General features: G+C 73.2%; 20 protein-coding genes. 10 read left to right on the plus strand and 10 right to left on the minus strand.

Going from position 1 to position 18,298, the window contains the following annotated elements; all coding sequences use genetic code 11:
• Positions 1-3: 3 nt before the first annotated feature.
• A complete protein-coding gene (locus ACIQK6_RS20200; protein WP_329095196.1) occupies positions 4-750 on the minus strand; it encodes a class I SAM-dependent methyltransferase in 747 nt (248 codons plus the stop codon).
• Here ACIQK6_RS20200 and ACIQK6_RS20205 point away from each other — a divergent pair.
• Complete coding sequence (locus ACIQK6_RS20205) at positions 749-2,302, plus strand: AMP-binding protein (RefSeq protein WP_329095198.1); 1,554 nt, start codon at positions 749-751, stop codon at positions 2,300-2,302. The genes ACIQK6_RS20200 and ACIQK6_RS20205 overlap by 2 nt on opposite strands.
• Before the next feature lie 114 nt (positions 2,303-2,416).
• Here ACIQK6_RS20205 and ACIQK6_RS20210 read toward each other — a convergent pair whose 3' ends face one another.
• From ACIQK6_RS20210 to ACIQK6_RS20225, 4 genes are all read right to left on the minus strand, one after another.
• Positions 2,417-3,574 (minus strand): serine hydrolase domain-containing protein, encoded by a 1,158-nt coding sequence (locus tag ACIQK6_RS20210; RefSeq protein ID WP_329095200.1) that lies wholly within the window; start codon positions 3,572-3,574, stop codon positions 2,417-2,419.
• Between the two features lie 107 nt (positions 3,575-3,681).
• Positions 3,682-3,864 (minus strand): hypothetical protein, encoded by a 183-nt coding sequence (locus ACIQK6_RS20215; RefSeq protein ID WP_329095202.1) that lies wholly within the window; start codon positions 3,862-3,864, stop codon positions 3,682-3,684.
• Positions 3,865-3,943: 79 nt separating this feature from the next.
• Entirely contained in the window at positions 3,944-5,290 is a 1,347-nt protein-coding gene (locus ACIQK6_RS20220; RefSeq protein WP_329107398.1) for a sigma-70 family RNA polymerase sigma factor, read from the minus strand.
• On the minus strand, positions 5,287-5,706 hold the full coding sequence (locus ACIQK6_RS20225; RefSeq protein WP_329095204.1) for a YciI family protein: 420 nt from the start codon (positions 5,704-5,706) through the stop codon (positions 5,287-5,289). Before ACIQK6_RS20225 ends, ACIQK6_RS20220 begins: the two co-directional genes overlap by 4 nt.
• A 166-nt stretch (positions 5,707-5,872) precedes the next feature.
• Between ACIQK6_RS20225 and ACIQK6_RS20230 the strand changes: the two genes are divergently transcribed.
• The 4 genes from ACIQK6_RS20230 (at position 5,873) to ACIQK6_RS20245 (ending at position 8,556) form a co-directional block, all read left to right on the plus strand.
• Positions 5,873-6,304 carry a GNAT family N-acetyltransferase gene (locus tag ACIQK6_RS20230; protein WP_329095206.1) on the plus strand — a complete coding sequence of 144 codons (432 nt, stop codon included), beginning with the start codon at positions 5,873-5,875 and terminating at the stop codon, positions 6,302-6,304.
• Between the two features lie 87 nt (positions 6,305-6,391).
• A complete protein-coding gene (locus ACIQK6_RS20235; protein ID WP_329095208.1) occupies positions 6,392-6,745 on the plus strand; it encodes a VOC family protein in 354 nt (117 codons plus the stop codon).
• 103 nt (positions 6,746-6,848) lie between these two features.
• A complete protein-coding gene (locus tag ACIQK6_RS20240; protein ID WP_329095210.1) occupies positions 6,849-7,706 on the plus strand; it encodes a PhzF family phenazine biosynthesis protein in 858 nt (285 codons plus the stop codon).
• Positions 7,707-7,821: 115 nt separating this feature from the next.
• A complete protein-coding gene (locus tag ACIQK6_RS20245) occupies positions 7,822-8,556 on the plus strand; it encodes a hypothetical protein (RefSeq protein WP_329095211.1) in 735 nt (244 codons plus the stop codon).
• A gap of 15 nt (positions 8,557-8,571) precedes the next feature.
• Here ACIQK6_RS20245 and ACIQK6_RS20250 read toward each other — a convergent pair whose 3' ends face one another.
• Both ACIQK6_RS20250 and ACIQK6_RS20255 read right to left on the minus strand, forming a co-directional pair.
• Complete coding sequence (locus ACIQK6_RS20250) at positions 8,572-8,820, minus strand: hypothetical protein (RefSeq protein ID WP_329095213.1); 249 nt, start codon at positions 8,818-8,820, stop codon at positions 8,572-8,574.
• Positions 8,821-8,935: 115 nt separating this feature from the next.
• A complete protein-coding gene (locus ACIQK6_RS20255) occupies positions 8,936-9,598 on the minus strand; it encodes a lysophospholipid acyltransferase family protein (protein WP_329095215.1) in 663 nt (220 codons plus the stop codon).
• 228 nt (positions 9,599-9,826) lie between these two features.
• On the opposite strand from ACIQK6_RS20255, the gene ACIQK6_RS20260 reads away from it, so the two are divergent.
• Positions 9,827-12,457: a serine hydrolase gene (locus tag ACIQK6_RS20260; protein WP_329095217.1), complete on the plus strand. Its 2,631-nt coding sequence runs from the start codon at positions 9,827-9,829 to the stop codon at positions 12,455-12,457.
• A gap of 90 nt (positions 12,458-12,547) precedes the next feature.
• Here ACIQK6_RS20260 and ACIQK6_RS20265 read toward each other — a convergent pair whose 3' ends face one another.
• Complete coding sequence (locus tag ACIQK6_RS20265; protein ID WP_329095219.1) at positions 12,548-13,366, minus strand: hypothetical protein; 819 nt, start codon at positions 13,364-13,366, stop codon at positions 12,548-12,550.
• The gene (locus ACIQK6_RS20270) at positions 13,366-14,643 is read right to left on the minus strand and encodes a VWA domain-containing protein (protein WP_402695192.1); all 1,278 of its coding nucleotides are present in this window, start codon (positions 14,641-14,643) and stop codon (positions 13,366-13,368) included. The genes ACIQK6_RS20265 and ACIQK6_RS20270 overlap by 1 nt, the downstream gene beginning before the upstream one ends.
• Positions 14,644-14,826: 183 nt before the next feature.
• On the opposite strand from ACIQK6_RS20270, the gene ACIQK6_RS20275 reads away from it, so the two are divergent.
• The 3 genes from ACIQK6_RS20275 to ACIQK6_RS20285 all read left to right on the plus strand — a co-directional run bounded on the left by ACIQK6_RS20275 (position 14,827) and on the right by ACIQK6_RS20285 (position 16,807).
• Positions 14,827-15,189, plus strand: a complete 363-nt coding sequence (locus ACIQK6_RS20275; RefSeq protein ID WP_329095222.1) for a DUF6204 family protein — start codon at positions 14,827-14,829, stop codon at positions 15,187-15,189.
• A gap of 293 nt (positions 15,190-15,482) precedes the next feature.
• Complete coding sequence (locus ACIQK6_RS20280; RefSeq protein WP_329095223.1) at positions 15,483-16,175, plus strand: methyltransferase domain-containing protein; 693 nt, start codon at positions 15,483-15,485, stop codon at positions 16,173-16,175.
• Positions 16,176-16,504: 329 nt separating this feature from the next.
• Positions 16,505-16,807, plus strand: a complete 303-nt coding sequence (locus tag ACIQK6_RS20285; RefSeq protein WP_329095225.1) for a hypothetical protein — start codon at positions 16,505-16,507, stop codon at positions 16,805-16,807.
• 61 nt (positions 16,808-16,868) lie between these two features.
• Here the strand turns inward: ACIQK6_RS20285 and ACIQK6_RS20290 are convergent, their stop codons facing one another.
• A complete protein-coding gene (locus tag ACIQK6_RS20290; protein ID WP_329095227.1) occupies positions 16,869-17,489 on the minus strand; it encodes a TetR family transcriptional regulator in 621 nt (206 codons plus the stop codon).
• Between the two features lie 311 nt (positions 17,490-17,800).
• Here ACIQK6_RS20290 and ACIQK6_RS20295 point away from each other — a divergent pair, with 311 nt between their 5' ends.
• Entirely contained in the window at positions 17,801-18,265 is a 465-nt protein-coding gene (locus ACIQK6_RS20295; RefSeq protein WP_329095231.1) for a hypothetical protein, read from the plus strand.
• The last annotated feature ends 33 nt before the right edge of the window (positions 18,266-18,298 follow it).

Here is an 18,298-nt window from a genome sequence, read left to right on the forward strand (position 1 = left end):
CCCCTACCGCGTCTCACGCCCCCGGACGGCCACGCTCAGCTCGACGACGTAGTGCTCCTCCACCCAACCGTCCGGGAACCGGTCCATGAGGAGGGCTCGCTCGTCCTCCAGGAAGGCGTCCGTGCCGGGCTCTCCGATGAGGAACAGGGAGTGGGTGGACAGCTTGGCCAGATGCGTGTCGACCGGGACGCGGCGCGACCACGCCAGCCGGCGGTCGGTGAAGCGCAGCCCCTCCTGGGAGAGCGCGCGCTCGTTGATGTACCAGCCCGGGCCGAACCTCTTCTCGATCCGGTCCTGCTGATCGGCGATCCAGCCGACCCCGGTGTCCGGGTCGTTCTGCCATACCGCCAGGGCCCCGCCGGGGCGCAGCACGCGCAGGGCCTCGGGGACCGCGTGCGCCGGGTCCGTCCAGTGCCAGGACTGCGCGTAGGTCAGCAGGTCCAGGCAGCCGGAAGCCAGCGGCAGCCGGTTCCCGTCCGCGCGGACCAGCGGCGTGCCGGGGTTGCGTCGGCGGAACTCCTGCGCCATGCCCTCGCCCGGCTCCACCCCGACCACCAGGGCCCCTCGGGCCTCCAGGAGGGCGGTGGCGATCCCCGTTCCCGCCCCGACGTCGGCGACCCGTGCGCCGGCCAGCGCAAAGCCGGCCATCTCCGCCAGCGTGTCGAAGAGCGCGGGCGGGTAAGCGGGGCGGTGGGCGGCGTAGCGTGCGGCCGCGGAGCTGAAGGAACGAGCACGGGATTCGTTCGTCATGACGTCCATCATGCCGGTGTCCCGGAGCGGCGCGGAGAGGCAGTCCCCCATGGTGGCCGCGCGGTATGTCACTTCGCTGGTGGGGGCGTTGGAGCGGTACGCCGGTGGGCCCGCGCTCGGCGCCGGCCCGGTCGTCCTCGGATTCCAGGAGGTGCTCGACGGCGCCTGTCGACTGGCCGGGGCGCTCTCCGAGCAGGGGATCGGGCGCGGCTCGGGACTGGCCTGCGTCACGGGCTCGAACCGGCCGGAGGTGCTGCTGGTACGGATCGCCGCGCACCTGTTGGGCGCCCGGCTGACCCAGGTGCTCGCCGGCCCCGCCCAGTACGGGCTCGACTTCGTCCTACGGGACTGCCGGCCGGACCTCATCGTGCACGACGTACCGGTGCCCGCGACCGGGGCGCCCGGGCTCGGCCTGGCCGAGCTGCTCCGTCGGGCCGCCCGGGGCGATCTCGGCGCTGTGCCGGTGCGGGCGCGGGAGGACGACGTGGCGCGGGTGACGTACACGGGCGGGACCACGGGTCGGCCCAAGGGGGTGGCCTCCACCTTCGGGGCGATGGCCGCGCGGAACGCCGTACGGCCGGCGGCCTGGGCGGACTCGGTGTACCTGTCGGTGACCTCGCTGGCGCAGCGGTCGGGCGGGCGGTGCCTGGAGCAGTGGCGGGCCGGGGGCCGGGTGGAGGTCCTCGAACCGTTCACGCCCGCGGGGTTCGTGGCGGCCTGCCGGCGTCTGGGGCCGGTGACCACGTACCTGACGACTTCGATGGTCTACCGGCTGCTGGACGACCCGGCGACCGCCCGCGGTGTACCGGGGCTGGTGGCGGTCTCCTACGGCGATTCGCCCGTCCATCCCGAGCGGCTGCGCGAGGCGGTGACCCGCTGGGGCGGCCGGTGGCGGCAGGGCTACGGCACGAACGAGGCGGCGGTGATCTGCCGGCTCTCCCCCGCCGATCACGATGCGGCGGTGGGCGGGCGGCCGGAGCTGCTGTCGTCGGTGGGGCGGCCCGTCGCGGGGGTGGAGGTGGAGGTGCGCGACGGGCGGGGCACGGCGGTGGCGGCCGGCCGCACGGGCGAGGTGTGGGTGCGGTCGGCGGCGATGATGACCGGGTACTGGGGCCGGCCCGGACTGACGGCCGGGGTGCTGCGGGACGGATGGCTGCGGACGGGGGACCTCGGGCACTTCGGGGCGGACGGCTACCTGTACCTGGACGACCGGATCCACGACGTGGTGATGGTCCACGGGGACAACGTGTACTGCGTGCCCGTCGAGGCCGCGCTCGCCCGGCATCCCGCCGTCGCACGGGCCGTGGTGGTGGGGCGGCACAGTGACCTCACCGGCGAGGAGGTGTGCGCCTTCCTGGTGCCCGCGGCGGGGTACGAGCCCGACCCCGGGCTCGCCGCCGAGGCCTGTGACCTGGTGGAGAAGGAGCTGGCCCCGGCACACCGGCCCACCGCGGTGTTCTGGGAACGGGCGGTCCCGCTGACGGCGCGGGGCAAACCGGACAAGCGCCGGCTGCGGGAACGGGCGGAAGGGGGCGCCGGCCGGCGGACGTAGGAGCGGCGGGCCGGTCGGGACGGCCGGGGGGGCCGGCACGGAGGTCAGGAACCGGTGGGGGGCGGGGCGGACCGGGACGTCAGGGACCGGTGGGGGCGGGGGCGGACCGGGACGTCAGGGGCGGGCGGCGGCGTAGGTCCAGAACTCCCGCATCACCTCGGGCGCGGTCGGACCGGCCAGTTCCCGCTGGGTGAGGAGCAGGGTGAGCGTCCCGGTGGCGGGGACGATGTGGGCGGCGGTGCCGGTGCCGCCGATCCAGCCGTACCGGCCCGGTACGTTCCACGGGTCGAGGCGGGCCACGTCGACCGAGCCGCCGTAACCCCAGCCCTGGCCCTCCAGGAACAGGGTGCCCGCCGCGCGCTGGGACGCCGTGAGGTGGTCGGTGGTCATCTGCCGTACCGAATCGGCCGAGAGCAGCCGCCGGCCACCTCGGTCCGCGCCTCCGGCGAGCAGCATCCGGCCGAAGGCGTACAGGTCGTCGACGGTGGAGACGAGGCCGCCCGCGCCGGACGGGAAGGCGGGGAGGGTGCTCCACTCGCCGTCGGGCCCGTCCACGAGCTCCAGGGCTCCGCCGTCGGGGGCGGCCCGGTAGTAGCTGGTGAACCGGTGGAGCTGCCCGCGCGGTACGGAGAACGCGGTGTCCCGCATGCCGAGCGGCTCGAAGATTCGCTCGGCGAGCACGTCCGGGAAGGTCTGTCCGGTCGCTCGGGCGATCAGCACCCCGAGGACGTCGGAGCAGGTGTTGTAGAGCCACGCCTCGCCGGGCTGGTGGAGGAGGGGGATCCGCCCCAGGGCCGCGGTCCACGCGTCCGGCGCCGCCACCTCCTGCGGTCGGGGCGGCCCCTGCTTCAGTTCGCCGAACAGCGGTGCCACGGCGGGCAGCGAGAAGTCCGCGGGGAAGCCGTACCCGGCGCGGAAGGTGAGCAGGTCGGCGACGGTGATCGGACGATCGGCGGGCACCACGTCGTCGAGCGGAGCGGAGGGGGTACGGACCACCGTCGGCGCCGCGAGTTCCGGCAGCCAGCGGGCCACGGGGACGTCGAGGGCCAGCAGTCCGTCCTCGACCAGCATCATCGTGGCCGCGGCGGTCACGGGTTTGGTGACCGAGGCGATCCGGAAGAGGGAGTCGCGGGCCATGGGTGCGGTGCCGGTCGTGTCGACGGAGCCGACGGCTGCGACCTCGACGTCCTCGCCGTGTGCCACCAGGGCCACCGCGCCGGGCAGTGACCCCTCACCGACGTGGATCTCCAGGAGACTGCGCAGGTCGCTCATGGTCCACCTTCTCGTACGTGCGGATGCTCGTAGGGAAGACTGCCGCCGGGCGCCGGAATCATCGGTGCGACACGACCTGCGCGGCATGACCGCGAGGGGCGGGGCCGCTACGCGGCCGGGACCACCGAGGCTCGTATCGCAGAGGCCCACTCGCCCAGCAGGAGGGCGTGGCGGATCCGCTCCGCGTCGGAGAGGCGACCCTCGGCACGTGCGAACAGGCAGCGGATGTCGGCGTTGATCTCGGCGAGGGAACGTTCGGGGACGAGGTGGTCGTCAGAGGTCGGGCTCACGTGATCAAGAGTAGGCGGTGCCTCTGACAACGGTGGACCGTGTCCGTCATGCGGACGCCCGGAGCGGGGCCCTGCCCGCTCACTCCGCGAGCCGGGCTGCCCGCAGCAGGAGGTAGCGGCGCTCCGGAACGCTGAGCGTGAGCCCGGCGGCCTTCGCGTAGGCGGCCCGCGCCGCCGCCCTCTCGCCCGCCCTCTCCAGCAGGTGGGCCCGTACGGCCTCGAGGCGGTGGTGACCGGCCAGCCGCTCGTCCCGGTCCAGGTCTTCGAGCAGGGCCAGGGCCCGCCGGGGCCCGTGCACCATGGCCACCGCGACCGCGTGGCCCAGGCGCTCCACGGGGCCGGGGACCATCCGGACCAGTACCTCGTACAGGGCGAGGATCTCCACCCAGTCGGTGTCCTCGTCGCTCGACGCCTCGTCGTGCACGGCCGCGATCGCCGCGCGCAGCTGGTAAGGACCCAGCGGCGCACGGGTGAGGGCGTCGCTGACCAGGGCGACCCCTTCGGTGACGGCGGCGCGGTCCCAGCGCGTGCGGTCCTGTTCGGCGAGGGGGATCAGGTCGCCGTCGGGCGTGGTGCGTGCGGCGCGGCGGGCGTCGGTGAGCAGCATCAACGCCAGCAGGCCCGCCACCTCGCCGTCGGCGGGGAGTTGCGCGTGGACGGCGCGGGTGAGGCGGATCGCCTCGGCTGCGAGGTCGGAGCGCTGCAGATCGCGGCCCGAGGTGGCGGTGTAGCCCTCGTTGAAGATCAGGTAGAGCACGTGGAGCACGTCGGCGAGCCGTGCGGCACGGTCCGCGGCCGCCTGCGGGCCGGTCCCGTCGGTGCCGTCCGCGCCGTGGGCGCCGTGGGAGTCGTGGGAGTCGTAGGCGTCGTGGGCGTCGTGGGCGTCGTCGGGACTGACGCCGAACGGGGTCCCGGAGGCTTTGATGCGGCGTTTCGCCCGGCTGATCCGCTGGGCCATCGTGGTCTCGGGCACCAGGAGGGCGCGGGCGATCTCCGCGGTGGTCAGGCCGCCGACGGCCCGCAGGGTGAGGGCGATCCGGCCGGCGGGAGGCAGTTCGGCCCGGCAGCAGAGGAAGAGCAGGGCGAGCGTGTCGTCCTCGGCGGGGGCCCGCCCCTCCCCCGGCGGCGGAGCCACGAACGCGTCGCGCGGGGTCAGGGCGGCGGCCGTCTCCTCGCGGCGCCTGCGCGCCTCCTCGCGGCGCAACTGGTCGGTCAGCCGGCGGGAGGCGACACGGATCAGCCAGCCGCGCGGGTTGGCCGGGCGGCCCTCCTCGGGCCACTGCCGGGCGGCGGCGAGCAGGGCCTCCTGCACCGCGTCCTCGGCCGCGTCGAAGTGCCCGTAGCGGCGGACGAGCGCTCCGAGGACCTGCGGCGCCAGTCGGCGCAGCAGGTCCTCGCCGGCGGGTGCGGGTCCGGGGGCGGTCAACACATCTCGGTCCCCGACCGGCTGTCGACGGGGTGGACGACGACCGGGTAGTTGGGTGCGCCCTCGGGCACCGGGCAGGCGTAGGCGCGGGCGGCGATCTCGGCGGCGCGGTCGAAGTCCGCGACGTCGACGATCCAGTACCCGGCGAGCACCTCCTTGGCCTCCCCGTACGGCCCGTCGGAGATCACGGGGCTGCCGTCGGCTGCCGCGGTGACCAGGCGCGCGTGCCGGGGGTGGGCCAGGCCCTGCCCGTCGACCCACTCGCCCGACTCGGCGAGGTCGTCGTTGAGGGCGCCCATGTAGTCGAACATCGCCTTGAGGTCGGCTTCGGACCATCCGGGGCCGTCGCTGTTCGCGGTGCCGCCCATGGCGTCGTAGTCGGCCTGCTTGCCGAGAACCATCAGCATGTACTTCATGGGGTGCCACTCCTTCTGCTCTGCGCGGCGGCTCCGGAACGGGATCGGGATCGGAGCCTTTCGTACGGGACGTCGGAGCCGTCCCTCCCATTTCGACACGTCGGCCGCGGCCCCGCGCGACGGCTCCGGCCCGGGGCCGTCCCGTACGGCCCAGTAGGGTCATCGCATGAAGATCATCGACCTTGAGCCCGGCGACCCCCGGCTCACCTCCGACCTGCTCCCCGTGCTGCTCCAACTGCGTCCCCACCTCACTGAGGAGCTGTTCCTCAGGATCCTCGCCGAGGCGCACGGCCAGGGGCTGCGCTTCACCGCCGCTTACGACGCGGACGGCGGGTGCGTGGGCGCGGCCGGCTGGCGAATCGTCGTCAACACGGCGGCGGTCCGCTCGCTCTACGTCGACGACCTGGTCACCGCCGCCGCCGCCCGTTCCACCGGAGTGGGCCACGAGCTGCTCGCGCACCTGGAGCAGCACGCCCTGGCAGCCGGTTGCACCGCCCTCACGCTGGAATCCGGCACCCAGCGGACCGACGCGCACCGCTTCTACTTCCGCGAGCGGATGGCCGTGACCGCCTTCAGCTTCGAGAAGCCGCTGGGCTGACGCGTCCACCCGCGGGGTCACGTGGACCTCGGGAGGGTGCGGGTGTGGTGCCCGGCCGTCCGGTCGCCGCCCTGGCACCATGGCGGCATGGAACGTGTGCTTGGAATCGGCGGGTACTTCGTGCGGGCGGCCGACCCGGCGGCCCTCGGCGCGTGGTACCGCGACTACCTGGGCCTCGACGCCGACGAGCACGGCCTGTGGCAGCAGGGCGCCGGGCCGACGGTGTTCGCGCCGTTCGAGTCCGAGACCGACTACTTCGGCTCCCGGGCCCAGCAGACCATGCTCAACTTCCGGGTCCGCGACCTGGATGCGATGCTCGCGCAACTGCGCGCCAAGGGCGCGGACGTGGACGAGGTGACACAGGACATGGAGGGTGTCGGTCGGTTCGGCTGGGTCACCGACCCTGCGGGCAACCGGGTCGAACTGTGGCAGCCCGCCTGACCGCGTCGTCACCTCGGCGGTCATAGCGCCCACAGCGGGCCGCAGGCCACTCTCCCAGAATTGGCCTTGCCCGGAGGCGGATTGGCCTCGATACGTTCGCGGCATGCGCATCCAGATCGTAGACGCCTTCACCAGCCGCCCCTTCACCGGAAACCCCGCCGGTGTGTGCCTGCTCCCGGCCGACCCCTGGCCGGACGACGCGTGGCTGGGGCAGCTCGCCGCCGAGCTGAACCATCCCGAGACGGCCTTCGTCCGGCCGCTCCCGGCCGGGGCCGCAGCCGACTGGGAGATCCGCTGGTTCACCCCGCTCGTCGAGGCCAACCTGTGCGGCCACGCCACGTTGGCCACGGTGCACACGCTGCGCCGGGAGGGGTTGCTGACCGGCGGCCCCGTGCGGTTCCTCAGCCGGTCCAGTGGTCTGCTCACCGCGTGGGCCGAAGACGGGGAGGGAGGGGAGTTCGGGGAGGACGGGGAGATCACCCTGGACTTCCCCGCCGCCCCCGTGACCGAGGCTGCGGAGCCCGAAGGTCTCGCCGACGCCCTGGGGATCCGGCCCGAGGCCACGTTCCGTACGGGCGCGCTGGGCGATCTGCTCGCCGTACTGCCCGACGAGGCTGCCGTACGGGCCCTGCGGCCCGACCTCGCGGCGATCGCGGCCCTGTCCCTGCGCGAGGAGTCGCGCGGGGTCATCGTCACCGCGGCGGCCGACACGGCGACGTCCGGGTACGACTTCGTCTCCCGGTTCTTCGCTCCCGCGCGGGGCATCCCCGAGGACCCGGTCACCGGCAGCGCCCACACCGCACTGGCCCCCTACTGGGCGGCGCGGCTGGGGCGCACCGACGCCCTCACCGGTCTGCAGGCCTCGGGACGCCCCGGGCTGGTCGAGGTCGCGCTCCGCGGGGACCGGGTGCTGCTCTCCGGGCGCGCGGTCACCGTCCTGGAGGCCACGCTCCGCGTCTGACCGGCCCCGGACGGCCGTGACCGAACCGTCGCCGCCTCGAGGCGTGATCGACCTCGTCGGCAGGGGCGTCCCCTTGCTAGCTTCCTGGCGAAGCCGAACCCGGAGGACCGATCCCATGCCAGTATCCCGAGGCCGCCGCAGCGCTCTGAGCGCAGCGGCCGTGGCCGCCGTCCTGCTGGCGGGCGCCACCGGGTGCGGGGACAACAACGGCGCGGCCGCGGCGGCCTCCGTTCCGGCCTCCGCAGAGGTGTCGGCGTCGGTCTCCCCGTCGGTCTCCCCGTCGGTCTCCGCCTCGGGGTCGGCTTCCCCATCGCCGTCGGCACCCACCTCCTCGCCGCCCGGGTCCTCCGCAGCCGCGACCCCGACGGGGGGCATGACCCGGGCCGCGACGCCTCCCCCGGCCCGGACCCGGCTCACGGTCGCCGTCGACACCCGGGGAGGCCGGCTCGCCCTCGTACGGGGCGGTGCCCCGCAGGAGTTCACCGTCACCCTGCACAACGGCAACTCCGTCGAGTACCGGCACTTGCTGGTCGCCTTCCAGATGGAAATGCTGGTCGGCGGGGCCGGAGCCGGGGCGGGCGGCGGTCCGGGGTTCCTGCTGGAACGTTTCGACCCGGCCTCGGGCAGCTGGCGCCCGGCCGACTTCCGCATCGCCAATGACGCCAAGCCACCGTCCCTGTTCTCGGGTGGCGGCCCGCTCGCCCGCGAGGCCGTCCGCACCGAGCGCTACCGGCTGCGCGCCACGGCGGGCGGACCCGCGGGCAGCAGCCCGGTGGTGGTGTCCTTCATCGACACGGACGCCGGCGGTACGGCCGCGGCCCACGTGGTCCTCGGGCACAGCACCCGCTGAGCGCCGTGCACAGCACTAGGCCCTGTCGCCCGGGATCGTCCAGGTGAACTTGCCGCCACTGACCCACCGGACCACCTCGAGGTCGTCGAGGTCGTGGATCGTGATCCCGGCCTCCGCCGCGATCAGGAGCACGTCCGTCATCGACGTCGCCCTGCCGACGAACTCGCCGTCGACCTCCACGATGCGGAAGGGCGGAGTCCCGGGTTGCACCCCGAGGACGGTGATCCGCGCTGCGGAAATGTGTGGTGTCGAACCTTCGGTCATGCGGAGACGGTCGCATGCCGTGACCGGTGACGGGCACGGCGACACGGTCCGAGGGACCGATCTTCTTCCTCCGGGGCAGCGCGCGGTGCCCCGGAGCGCCTCCGCGGAGCCGGCCTCAGGCCGTCTCCCGAGCGGCCTCGCCGAGGGCGGACGCCGCGATGCGCCAGGCGGCCGTGACCGCCTCACGGGCCCGGTCCGTAGCCTCCGGCACCCGGTCGGGCAGGTGCAGCGGCGAGCCGATGTGGACGTGGAAGCGGGGCCTGCGCAGCGGCGCGGTGAAGACGCCGGCGAACTGCTTGGCGCCGCTCCCGGAGCAGAGGCGGCGGGCGCCCGCCTGGCCGACGGGCACGACCGGGGCGCCCGTCGCGGCGGCGAGCCGGGCCAGGCCGCTACGGAAGGGGCCGGGGGCCGTCTCCCCCGCGTCGCGGCGCACGGGCAGCCGGCCTTCGCCGTAGAGCAGCACGCTGCGGCCCGAGGCGAGGGCGACGGCCGCTGCGTCGAGGGAGTCGGCGGCGCGGGCGGTGCCTCGGTGGACGGCGATGTGGCCTTCGCGGCGGAGCGCGGAGCCGAGCAGCGGTACCCGCCAGAGGCCGCTGGTGGCCAGGATGACCGGCTCGATCCCGTACCGGCGCAGTGCGGCGACCACGACGGCCGGGTCGGCGAGGGAGGTGTGGTTGGCGACCAGGACGGCGCCGGAAGCGGGCCGGTCCCCGGGATCGGCGGTGACGGTCAGCTGCCCGAAGGCGGGCACGAGGGCGGCGGCGATTCGACTGAGCATGGACGACCCCGTTCGGACGGTGCGGTGGTGGTGCGGTGCGATGTGTCCCATGGTCGGCCGGTGGGGTGGGCGGGGTCATGAGTAGGCGTACTCAGCGAATATGACCGAACGGTCACAAGATCCAGTGGATGGAACGGGCGGGGTACCGGGGGCATCTGGCAGTGCGGCGAGGCCCCCGGGGCCTCGCCGGTCGTATCGGCATGATGTGAGCAGCAAGGCGGGGCTGGGATGAAGGCGGTAACGGTGGCGGGCGGTTCCTCGGACGACCCGGAGATCGAGGCAGTGAGCACCGCTCCGGAGGGGACACCCGAGGCTACGGCCGAGACCGGGACCGAGGTCGAAGCCGGCGCGGAAGCGAGCGCCGAGGCGGGCACGGAGCCCGGGAGCGAAGCCGCCCCCCGGGCCGAGGCCGAGCCGAAGGGCCGGGCCGACGCCGAACTCCCTGGCGGAGCCCGCTCCGAGACCGCCACCGAAGCCGAGGCCTCAGCCGGCCCGGCCCGCACCGGGGCGGAAGCCGATGCGGCGAAGCCGAAGGCCGACGCCGGGACGGACACGGGGCCCGAGGCCGAGCCGAAGAGCCGGGCCGACGCCAACGCCAATGCCAACGCCAACGCCGAACTCCCGGGCGGACCCGACTCCCCGGCCGCATCCGAGCGCGCGGGCACGACCGGTGCCGAACTCCCGGACGACGTGCGCCCCGAGGACGAAGCCGATCCCGAAGTCACGGCCCGCTCCCGGGCGGAAGCGGCTGCAGCCGAGCCGAAAACCAGCCCCGACGCGGATCCCGCACCCGCCCCCGAGGCCGAACCGAAGGGCCGGGCCGAAGCCGAACTCCCGGACGAAGTGCGCCCCGAAGCCGAGGCCTCAGCCGGCCCGGCCCGCACCGGGACGGAAGCCGATCCGGCGAAGCCGAAGGCCGACGCCGGGACGGACACGGAGCCCGAGGCCGAACCGAAGGGCCGGGCCGACGCCGAACTCCCGGGCGGAGCCGACTCCCCGGCCGCATCCGAGCGCACGGGCACGACCGGTGCCGAACTCCCGGACGACGTGCGCCCCGAAGCCGACACCGGCGCCGACCCCGAGGACGAAGCCGAGTCCGAGGAGGAGGGCGGATCCGAGCGCGCGGGCGAAGCTGCCGCCGGACTCCCGGACGAAGCCCGTTCCGAGACGGACGCCCGCCCCGAGGCCGAGGCCGAGGTCACGGCCCGTTCCGGGGCAGGGGCGGAGGCCGGCCCCGCAGGTGCGGCCGGCGACGACGGCGAACCCGTCTCTGGGGACCGGGCAGACACCGGACCCGCGCCCGAGGCCGGCCCCGTGGTCGAAGCCGCGTCCGACGAGACGATGCTCATCGCCCTGCCCAAGCAGAAGCCCGCCGAGGCGGATGCCCCGCGGAAGACGCCCACCTGGGCTCGGGAGGTGGAGCCGGACCCCGAGCGGACGAGCCAGTTCGTCGCGCTCAAGGACGTCGACCTGCCCGCGCCCGTCGCGCCGCGGGCTCAGCCGCAGTCCCCCGGTGACCAGGTGGCCCGGCAGGCCCCCGCCGTACCGCTGCCTCCGCTCGATCTGCTGGCCGAGCTCACCAACACCCCGCCGCCGGCGGAGACCCCGCGCCGGACCGCGGTGCGCCGCGTCAAGATATGGACGCCGATCCTGCTCGTCCTCGTGGGCGCCGGCGCCGGCGCGCAGCTGATGCGCCCCCTGCCCGCCCCGCAGCTCGTCGCCGCCGAGACCGACCGCACCATCGACGGTCAGTTCTCCGTCCCGTGGCCCGCCAAGGGCCAGGGCGCCGTCCGCATCTCCGGCTCCGGCGACATCGGCACCTTCGGTGAGCAGAAGCCCGTCCCGACGGCCAGCGTCGCCAAGGTGATGACGGCCTACGTGATCCTCAAGGGCCACCCGCTGCGCAAGTCCGACCCGGGACCGGACATCACGATCGACGCGAAGACCGTGGCGGACGGCAAATCCGACAACGAGTCCCGCGTCGAGGGTCTCACCGCCGGGCAGAAGTTCAGCCAGCAGGACGTGCTCAAGATGCTCATGATCCCCTCGGGCAACAACGCCGCCCGCCTGCTGGCGCGCTGGGACACCGGTACCGACTCCGAGGCCGCGTTCGTCGCGAAGATGAACGCCGCGGCCAAGGAGCTCGGGATGACGAACACCACGTACACGGACCCCAGCGGTCTGGACTCGGGCACCGTCAGCACCGCCGTCGATCAGTTGAAGCTCGCCGAAGCCGTCATGAAGGACGAGGTGTTCCGGTCGATCGTCGCGCTCCCGAACGCCTCCATCAAGGGGGTGTCCACGCGGCTCGAGAACAACAACACCCTGCTCAGCTCCACCATCCGGGGGATCAAGACCGGTTCCAGCACGCCCGCCGGCGGGGCCTTGATGTGGGCGGCGTACAAGTCGGTCGACGGCAAGGACCAGTTGATCCTCGGCACGTTGATGGACCAGCACGTGGACGGGCCGGACGAGAACGGCGCGAACAGCCTGAAGCTGGTGCTGGCGAACAGCAAGACGATCATCGAGGGGGTGCGGACGGCGCTCGCGTCGGCTCCGGTGATCCGCAAGGGCGACGTCGTGGGTCATGTGGACGACGGACTCGGCGGCCGTACGCCGCTGGTGGCCACCAAAGACCTGAACGTGATCGGCGTCCCGGGCCAGCAGCTGAAGCTGTCCCTCAAGGCTGGTGCCGATGCCGGTGCGGGCGCCGGACCGCTGCCGCACAGCGCGAAGGCCGGTTCCGAGGTGGCCGTGCTGACGGTGGGTAGCGGTGAGGGGGCCCGGAGCGTGCCGGTCGCGGTCAAGGGGGCCCTGGTCGAGCCCAGCTTCGGCACCCGGCTCACCCGCGGTCGCTGACCGGCCGACCTGCTGGCCGGGCGACCGGCAGCATCGCCGGCCCCGGCAGAGGTGGGTGGGCCGCGCCCGCGGGCGCGGCCCACCCGTTCCTCAGGCGCCCGGCGGGATCCTGGACGGGCGGCCCGTGCCGCGCGTGAGGGAGTACCCGAAGACGCCCGCGAGGGCGGCGAGCACGCCGCCCGCCGCGGTCCAGATCCAGCGGTCCGACCACCAGCCGCCGGACCAGCCGTCCTCCGGCTCGCGCAGGGTCGCGGTCACGGTGCCGGCGACCAGCGGGGTGGAGAGGGCGCCGTCCACCGCGTGGACGCCGCCGGTCTCCTTCACCTCGGCCTCGACGGCCGCGCGCACCGGCAGGCCCTTGTCCTCGTCCGGCAGGTCGACGACCGTCAGGCGTACGTAGTAGCTACCGGGCAGCGGGTCGTTGGCCCACGGCTCGGCGCCGGCGCGCACGGTGCGCAGGGTGCAGGACAGTTCGACCGTGGCGGCTTCCTTCGCCGCGGCCGCGGTCTGCGTGCCGTAGGTGCAGGCCTGTCGGCGGCGCAGTCCGTCGTACACGTCGAGCTGCCAGGTCGAGGAACCGTGCCGGGTCGCCGGCTCGGGCAGGGTGACGGCGGCCTTCACCGTGGCGCGCTGCTGCGCGTCGATCGGCACCACCCAGTAGAGGTAGTCGCCGCTCGACGCGCCGGCCGTGGCCTTCTGACCCGGGCGGAAGGCCGCTGCGGTACGGAAGCTGGTGCCGGCCTCAGTCGGGGCGGATTCGGCCTTGGCCCCGCCCCCGCCCGGACTCGCGCTCGCGCTGGCGCTCGGCGAGGGCGTGTCCGCGACGGCCGTGCCCACGGCCGTGCCCGCCACCGTGAGGGCGGCGGCCGCGGCCAGCAGGGACGCGGTCAGTGTGCCTACTCTACGCATCAGTTGGTCCTCCAGACGGAGATGCGCCAGCGGGAGATCCATCCCCACACCAGACCGGCCAGCAGCCCGGCGAGCGCCAGCACGGCCAGCAGCCACCAGCCCCGTCCGAGACCGAACGCGGCGACGTCGGAGGCCCCGTCGGGCCCGTCCACCAGGTCGATGGTCAGCTCGACGGGCATGCCCGGGGTCGTCTTGACGGAGGCGGCAGCGGAGAAGGAGTTGCTGACCTGGAGGCAGACGGTCTCCGGCACGGGCTTGGCGTCCGAGTCCAGGCCGTCGATCTCGGCCTTCGGGTAGCGCAGGCCGGTCGAGAGGACGTCGGTACGCCCGTTGCCCGCTTCCGAACCGCGCACGATCTCGCGCCCGTGGACGGTGGTGGCGCGCAGCAACACGCCGTAGTCGTTATTGACGGCGCGGTCGGCACCGATGCTGACCGAGGCGCGCAGCTCCTGCCCCGGGAGGACGTCGACCCGGTACCAGCGGTGTTCACCGAAGGTCTCGCGGTCGCTGTACAGGCCGGCCTTCAGCTGCGGGGCGCCCTCGCACTGCTTCGTGCCCTCGGTCGCCACCGGGTTGACGACCGGGTCCGCGGCCCGGTCGACGAGTTGTTTCACCCTGTTGGAGAGGTCCGCCTTGTGCTGCACCGAGGTGTAGGTACCGCCGGTGGCCTCGGCGATGCAGGTCAGCTGGGCCCGGGTCTTGGCGTCCGGGACCAGTCCGAGGGTGTCGATGACCAGGTGGATGCCCTTGGCGGCGATCTCGCGCGCCACTTCGCACGGGTCGAGCGGGGCGCAGGTGTCCTCGCCGTCCGTGATGAGCACGATCCGCTTGGAGCCGTTGCCGCCCTCCAGGTCCTGGGCCGCGCCGAGCAGGGCCGGTCCGATCGGCGTCCAGCCGGTGGGGGCGAGGGTCGCCACCGCGGTCTTGGCCTCGGTCCGGTCGAGGGGGCCGACCGCGTAGAGCTGCTTGGTGTCCTTGCATCCCGTGGCACGGTCGTCGCCCGGGTAGTCGGCCCCCAGGGTCCGTATGCCGAGGCGCACCTCGGCCGGGACCGCGTCGATGACCTCGTTGAAGGCCTGCTTGGCCGCGGCCATGCGGGACTGTCCGTCGATGTCGTTGGCCCGCATGGAGCCGCTCACGTCGAGGACGAGGTCGACCTTGGGGGGTTCCTTCGCCGTCGGTTCGTCGGCGGCGGTGGCGCTCGCCGGGAAGAGCCCGACGGCCAGGGCGGCGAGCAGGCCGCACGCCCCGACCGCAAGCCGTTTTCTTGTGATCATCGCCGGATCGTATTGAGGATCGTCCGGCAATCCAAAACGGGCTCCCGGCCGGGGCATTCCGGGTGTCCGTGCGGTGTACGCGGCCCTGCGCGGCCCTGCGCGACCGTCCGCGGGATGGTGGGCGGGGGCGGGCCGGCGGATATCCAGGTGCAGGGTGCGCGGGGCCCGATCTACGCTCCGGGGATGAGTGCCACCCGTACCTTCCGTATCACCGTCCGCGGCTCGTTCGACGGTCTGACCGACGACCAGAGGGCCGAGCTGCTCGCGGCCGCGCCCGAGCACGACATGCTGCGCGCGGAGTTCACCGCAGAGGGTCACCTCACGTACGACCTCGCGGCCCGTCCCTTCTTCACCTTCCGCTTCGTGGACACGGGTGAGGCCGAGGAGGACATCCTCGACGCGACGGCCCGGGCGGAGCTGGCGGCGGAGGGCTGGCTGGCCGATCGGGGGTACGGCTTCAAGCAGCTGAGGTCGCAGGCCCAGGACATGTCGCTGGCTCCGCTGGGCAAGCGACAGCGTCGCGAGGCCGCCCGGGCCGACGCCTAGTGGTGCTGCGTCATGTGCTGTCGTAGGGCTGCGGCGGGGTGGGGGGCAGCGAAGTAGAACGGTGCCACCGTCCGGAAACCGAAGCGGCGCACCACCACCGTCGTCCGACGGGACGGGCGAGAGCCGCTCGGACCAGGCAGCGCGATCAGCCAGCTCATGGCGGAGCGCGACGTGGTCGCCCCGGCCGCCGGCGTACACCGGCCCGAACGAGGGCGGTTCACCTCCGCTTCGGGTCCGGAGCGGAAACAGGTGGGTCAAGGAAACTGCGCTGTGGCCCGGACCGTTGGACAGGCATGGAGCTGAACGAGCGAGCGGGACATCAGGGGACCGGGCCCGGGGTGATCACCCCCGACGGCTGCGCGGTCGAGTTGTACTCGCGGCTGCCGGTCGGGGCCGAGCCGGACATCGTCTCCGGTGCCGTGCCGCCGGGTGCGCACATCCTGGAACTGGGTTGTGGTGTGGGGCGCGTGACCCACCCGCTCCTGGAACGGGGCTTCGTGGTGACTGCTGTGGACGAGTCCCAGGAGATGCTCGATCGCATTCGCGGAGCACGTGCGATACGCAGTGCGATCGAGGACCTCGACCTGGGCGAGACGTTCGACGTGGTGATGCTTGCGTCGTTCCTCGTGCACGCCGGGGACGTCGAAGTGCGCCGAGCGCTGCTGCGTAGCTGCGTCCGCCACCTCGCGGTGGGCGGCTGCGTGCTGATCCAACGGGAGGGTGAGGACTGGCACACGAACCTGCCGCGTGAGCGTGTCGACCCCAGCGGTTTCAAGGTGCGGATCGTGTCGGCGGAGCCGACTGGTGACGGGGCGAACTCGGTGCATGCAGAGTATGAGTTCCCGGACGCCGCATGGACCCAGACGTTCGTGTCCCGGCCGCTGACCAAGGCGCAGTTCGAGGAGGCTCTCGCAGAGGTGGGCCTGCAGGTGGATGCGTACCTCACGGAGGACGGGACATGGGCGCGGTCGAGTCTCGCGGCCTAGTAGTGCTGTGTTGGCTGATGTCGTGGGGCAGGTGTCGGTCCAGCTGGCGCGATCGGCCAGACCAGCGGAGTCGTCCCGTCGGCCGCCGGTTTCGGACGGCGGCCGACGAGGCAGACCCGACGAAGGCCCACGAGGCGGACCCGAAGAACCACGAAGGCGAACTCATCTCCGCCTCGGAGCCTTCATGCCAGGCCAGCGCCCTACAGCCAGCGGGTGCTCGCGCAGGAAGCGTGGCCTTGCCCAACGTGCCGGAGTACTGGTGGTCCACCCCGGGCGAAGCAGAACGAGGCAGCTTGTCCAGGGGCGGCAGGGGAGACGATCATTCGGTCATGAGACCCGAAGTGCAGACGTTCGTCGCTGACGGACCGCTACCCGACTGGGACGCGAGCGAGGAAGAGATCCACCGGCGCGACCACCAGCTGGCGGTGATTTCCCGCCCCGTCACGTCCGAAGAGGCGGCCGCCCTGGCCACCTGCTTCGGCCCCGACGACTGCTACGGCGTCGCCTGGACGCTCGTGCACCTGATCGAGACGGCTCCCGGACCGGTGCCAGAGTGGGAGGATCCGGGTCCGGAAGCCGGAGACTGGGCCGAGGTCCTGCGGGCGCGATGGGGCAGCGGCTTGACGGCTTAACTGCATGAGGTGTCTCTTTACCTGGTCGTCCCGCCGGCCGCCGGTGAACCAGAGGGTCGGGTCAGGCGGGGCTCCGGCTGTCGTCGCTGGGGCTCAGCGGCAGAGGGTCGGCGAGGTAGTGCTGGATGGTGGGGGCGATGAGGTCGGCGACGGAGGAGGCAGGGAGGGTGGCGATGGTGCCGACCTGCCAGATGTAGCGGTTCATGACCATGCCGACGATCTGGGTGGAGATGAGGCTGGCCCGCAGGTTGCGTTCGGTGTCGGGCAAGCTGTGGGAGACGACGGCCAGGACGAGTTCGGAGAACAGCTGCCGCAGGCGTTGCATGGCGGCGGGTTCCTGGGCGGCGGTGAGGATGATGGAGCGCAGGACCTCGGCGGAGACGGGGTCCTCCCACAGTTTCAGGGCGGCCTGCACGAAGGCGTGCCCCCGGCGTTCCACGGGTTGTTCGGCGGCGGCGGCCACGTTCGCACCGAACGCCTCAGGAGGTCGCATCACCTCTTCCAACAGTCCGATCTTGGTGCGGAAGTAGTAGTTCACCAGGCCGGGGTCGACGCCGGCATCCTGGGCGACCGACCGGAGTGAGGTCGCGGCGTAGCCGCGCGTGGCGAAGGATCTGCGGGCGACGGCGACGATCTTGTCCGCCTGCACTCCGCGTTCGCCCCGAGGGCCTCGACCAGTCACACCGCATCACCTTCCGCAACGCTCACAGGAGGGGCTTCCCCTCGGCGAGAGTTTCAGCATACGTTGAAATTAATTTCCATATGTGAGGAAATTACGAAGGCGCCCTCTGGGGCGAGACCCCTGTGACCGTCTTCGGCAGCCTGACCGACGACCCCGAACGCAAGGTTCAGCCCCAAAAGCGCCGCAATCACCGCGTTCCGCACCGCACCCACTCCGCCCACGACCCATGGACCCGCAGAAGCCGTCCCGACCCCTCGCCGTGTCCGCGTGCGAGAGCACCACTTCGACCCCGGACAGGAAGTCCCACCCCCGTGAACCGCACACCCGACGTCGTCACCCTCGCTTCCCTCGACACCCATCGCCTGATCGTCACCCTCCCGAACCAGGGCCCTGCCGACGTACGTTCAAACCTCCCGCGCGCCACCGTCGCCGCCGTGCTGCGCCGCCTCGCCAACGAGCTCGACGCCGAGCAGCTCCTCCCCGCCTTGCCCGGGGAAGCGTTCGCCACCCTCACCGGGCACCTCACCCGCCGCCACCGCCCCGCCGAGGCCGCCCGGCTCGCCGCCAGCGCCCTCGCCCATCACACCCGCGAACTCGCCAACATGCTGGCCGCCGCCCTCGACCGAGGTGTCCCCGCCGAAACCCCGTCGGCCGGCCGGCACCTGGTCTCGATGCTGCGCAGCCACGCCGTCCATCTCGACGGCCCGTCCCGTCCCCCCATCGACAACGTGCTCCACCTCGCAGCCGCCCGCCTGACCCGCCGCACGCAGCGATGACCAACGACACCGATGCCGGCCGCGCGCCGTCCC

The sequence above is a fragment of the Streptomyces sp. NPDC091682 genome, assembly GCF_044756625.1.
Lineage (GTDB): Bacteria > Actinomycetota > Actinomycetes > Streptomycetales > Streptomycetaceae > Streptomyces.

Bases quoted from the DNA above. Each gene is read 5' to 3' on its own strand.
- ACIQK6_RS20275 (WP_329095222.1), top strand. From the start codon at position 14,827: ATGAGTGCCACCCGTACCTTCCGTATCACCGTCCGCGGCTCGTTCGAC.
- ACIQK6_RS20205 (WP_329095198.1), top strand. From the start codon at position 749: ATGACGTCCATCATGCCGGTGTCCCGGAGCGGCGCGGAGAGGCAGTCC.
- ACIQK6_RS20200 (WP_329095196.1), bottom strand. From the start codon at position 750: ATGACGAACGAATCCCGTGCTCGTTCCTTCAGCTCCGCGGCCGCACGC.
- ACIQK6_RS20235 (WP_329095208.1), top strand. From the start codon at position 6,392: ATGGAACGTGTGCTTGGAATCGGCGGGTACTTCGTGCGGGCGGCCGAC.
- ACIQK6_RS20225 (WP_329095204.1), bottom strand. From the start codon at position 5,706: ATGAAGTACATGCTGATGGTTCTCGGCAAGCAGGCCGACTACGACGCC.
- ACIQK6_RS20285 (WP_329095225.1), top strand. From the start codon at position 16,505: ATGAGACCCGAAGTGCAGACGTTCGTCGCTGACGGACCGCTACCCGAC.
- ACIQK6_RS20240 (WP_329095210.1), top strand. From the start codon at position 6,849: ATGCGCATCCAGATCGTAGACGCCTTCACCAGCCGCCCCTTCACCGGA.
- ACIQK6_RS20270 (WP_402695192.1), bottom strand. From the start codon at position 14,643: ATGATCACAAGAAAACGGCTTGCGGTCGGGGCGTGCGGCCTGCTCGCC.
- ACIQK6_RS20265 (WP_329095219.1), bottom strand. From the start codon at position 13,366: ATGCGTAGAGTAGGCACACTGACCGCGTCCCTGCTGGCCGCGGCCGCC.
- ACIQK6_RS20260 (WP_329095217.1), top strand. From the start codon at position 9,827: ATGAAGGCGGTAACGGTGGCGGGCGGTTCCTCGGACGACCCGGAGATC.
- ACIQK6_RS20280 (WP_329095223.1), top strand. From the start codon at position 15,483: ATGGAGCTGAACGAGCGAGCGGGACATCAGGGGACCGGGCCCGGGGTG.
- ACIQK6_RS20255 (WP_329095215.1), bottom strand. From the start codon at position 9,598: ATGCTCAGTCGAATCGCCGCCGCCCTCGTGCCCGCCTTCGGGCAGCTG.
- ACIQK6_RS20245 (WP_329095211.1), top strand. From the start codon at position 7,822: ATGCCAGTATCCCGAGGCCGCCGCAGCGCTCTGAGCGCAGCGGCCGTG.
- ACIQK6_RS20230 (WP_329095206.1), top strand. From the start codon at position 5,873: ATGAAGATCATCGACCTTGAGCCCGGCGACCCCCGGCTCACCTCCGAC.
- ACIQK6_RS20210 (WP_329095200.1), bottom strand. From the start codon at position 3,574: ATGAGCGACCTGCGCAGTCTCCTGGAGATCCACGTCGGTGAGGGGTCA.
- ACIQK6_RS20250 (WP_329095213.1), bottom strand. From the start codon at position 8,820: ATGACCGAAGGTTCGACACCACACATTTCCGCAGCGCGGATCACCGTC.